The sequence below is a fragment of the Synechococcus lacustris str. Tous genome, from assembly GCF_003011125.1.
GTDB lineage: Bacteria > Cyanobacteriota > Cyanobacteriia > PCC-6307 > Cyanobiaceae > Synechococcus_D > Synechococcus_D lacustris.
In genome coordinates this window covers 1-2,165 of the sequence record NZ_PXVC01000150.1, presented here as the reverse complement: position 1 = coordinate 2,165, position 2,165 = coordinate 1, and the positions used below count along the sequence as shown (strand labels likewise).

At 52.3% G+C, this 2,165-nt stretch carries 3 protein-coding genes and 1 pseudogene; all 4 read right to left on the bottom strand.

Features of this window, described 5'->3' with window-relative positions; all coding sequences use genetic code 11:
• Positions 1–789, bottom strand: a 789-nt coding sequence (locus tag C7K08_RS13655) for a glycosyltransferase (RefSeq protein WP_117434662.1), incomplete at its 3' end; no start/stop codon positions are given.
• Positions 786–1,172 (bottom strand): glycosyltransferase family protein, encoded by a 387-nt coding sequence (locus C7K08_RS16545; RefSeq protein ID WP_241537277.1) that lies wholly within the window; start codon positions 1,170–1,172, stop codon positions 786–788. The genes C7K08_RS13655 and C7K08_RS16545, both read right to left, overlap by 4 nt.
• On the bottom strand, positions 1,132–1,860 hold the full coding sequence (locus tag C7K08_RS16540) for a glycosyltransferase (protein ID WP_241537276.1): 729 nt from the start codon (positions 1,858–1,860) through the stop codon (positions 1,132–1,134). The genes C7K08_RS16545 and C7K08_RS16540 overlap by 41 nt, the downstream gene beginning before the upstream one ends.
• Positions 1,857–2,165: pseudogene (locus tag C7K08_RS13645) on the bottom strand (glycosyltransferase family 2 protein); the annotation flags it as partial. The gene C7K08_RS16540 and the pseudogene C7K08_RS13645, both read right to left, overlap by 4 nt.

Sequence of the window (2,165 nt, the reverse complement as noted above, 5' to 3'; positions counted from 1 at the left end):
TCCCTCACCCATGGCACTGCCATCGGCGCGTAAGCCATAACTACTTGGCATCGCAAGCAAATTGCAATCTTGATAGGCCTGGCGCAATTGATCATCGTTAAGGGCCCCACTAAAACACACTCGCTCAGCTAAGCCCAATTTATTTACTAAGGCCCTAAGCCTGGGCTGATCATCGCCAATACCCACTATCTGCCAATGCCAATTATCTGTATTAAGCAAACACAGCGCCTGGATAATCAAATCATGGCCCTTATAGCGTTCATCAGCAGCCATGCGGGCAACGGTAAGCATGCGTAAATTCTGAGCTTGAGCTGGCAATGGTTCAGGTAATACCTGCCCAAACCAAAGCCTTGCCGGTGGGTTGATAACCACCACGGGCGGCCAGGGATGGGAGTGCTCTAAAACCTTGCTGCGGGTGAAATTGCTGCTTGCCACCAATACACGGCACCGGCATAGGGCAATAGCCAGTGGCGCCAATGTCTTTCCCCACACTTCCACCCCATGGAGCCAGCACAAGCGCGGCATTGGGCGCGGCAATAGCCAATCCACCTGGGCAAGCAACAAAGCATGCRTACAAAACAATTGCTCGCACCGGCGGCTTGCTATGGCTAGTTGGCATAAAAACCAGAGCTGGCCCAGTARTCGACCAATCAAACCCGGCCCCAAACGCYTGGTGCTTAGCAGCACCAAATGATGGCCCTGGGCTTGCAGTGCTCCAACAACATCAAGGCTGAGCCGCTCAATTCCACCGCGGCGGCGCAGATCATAGCTAATTAAAAGAATCTTCACTGCAATAGGGCCGAATAGGCCTGCAGCGATTTCTCTAGGCCAAAACGTTGTTTATAAAGGGCAAGGGCCCGTTGCGCCATGGCACTTAAGCGTTCCGGATCCCGTTGCAAAACAAGCAGTTGTTGGGCCAGCCCATTGGCATCACCTGGTGGCACCACAAGGCCGCATTGATTTTCAATTAATAAACGAGCCATATCGCAATTGGGATTAGCAACCAACAAAACTGGACGGCCACTGGCAAGGATCCCGTAGAACTTACAGGGGGCAACTGTGGCCTCTACCCCAGGCTGCAAAGCAATCGCAGCAATATCACAGGCACCAAGGGTTATCGCTAATTTATTTCTAGCTTGATAGGGCAGCTTCCAGGAGGGTATTAAGATCATGCAACCTACCAAAGTTGCCTGAATATTGCACCAAGAAGTAATCAGCTACGCCCAATTCTTGGGCAAATATATTTTGGGTGCGGCTGCCGGGAAGAGCCTTTTCCACAGCCCAATTATGAATTACTTGGATTGGTAATCGCTGGCGATAATCATTTTGCAAAGCAGTTGCCATCGCCTCGCTCAACACCACTGTGCGATAGCTACCGCCGCATACCCAGCCGATTAACAATTTAAATAATTTGGTGAGATAACCATCAGCTCGCAACAGGCCGCTGAGCACAGCTGAATGGGGAAAAAGGTCTTGAAATAGGAACACATATTTGATACCACGCCATTGCAATAAAGGGCCTAGCAATCCAATAAAAGGAGGATTACTGGCAATTAATAACTTGTCGCCGCAGCGCCCAAACCAACTGCACCAGCAGAAGGCAAGCAAAAAAAAGCGCAGTCCCCGCCAGGCCTTAATCAACAGCTGTGGCGTTTCACCGGGGGCTGCCCCTAAGCGCACCAACTGCAGGCCACTAAAAACTTGATTTGCAGGATCAGCCGTGGCCGTGAGCACCACCACCCGTTTGCCCTGGGCGGCAAGCCCTAGGGCAAGGTCGCCCATCAATTGAGCCGTAGCACCGTGGCTAGGGGCGAAATGCTCAGTTATTAGCCATATCTTTCGCCTTGGCAATTTATTCAAAGTGGCAATCCACCCCGTTTACGCCGCAGTTCGATCACCTTCACCACTGTGATCAGGTCGTAGGTGGCCATTAGTAGGGCAAATAAAAATCCCTGCCAACCCTCTCGCCAGCCGCCCTGCAACAAATATTTTTGACCAAAGCGAGCTAAGGGCCGCAGGGGCCAAGCGATTGCCGCCAACTGCCGCAGGCGACGCCAACGCCTCGTGCCAAGGGCTTCCCTGCCGCCGCCATCTAGATAGGCGGTAATTTTTTCGGCTTCCCAATTGGCATAACGGCGGTGGCGCTCAAGCCAGCTGTCTATTCC

Coding starts and splice junctions, on each gene's coding strand:
- C7K08_RS16545 (WP_241537277.1), bottom strand. CDS start 1,172: ATGATCTTAATACCCTCCTGGAAGCTGCCCTATCAAGCTAGAAATAAA.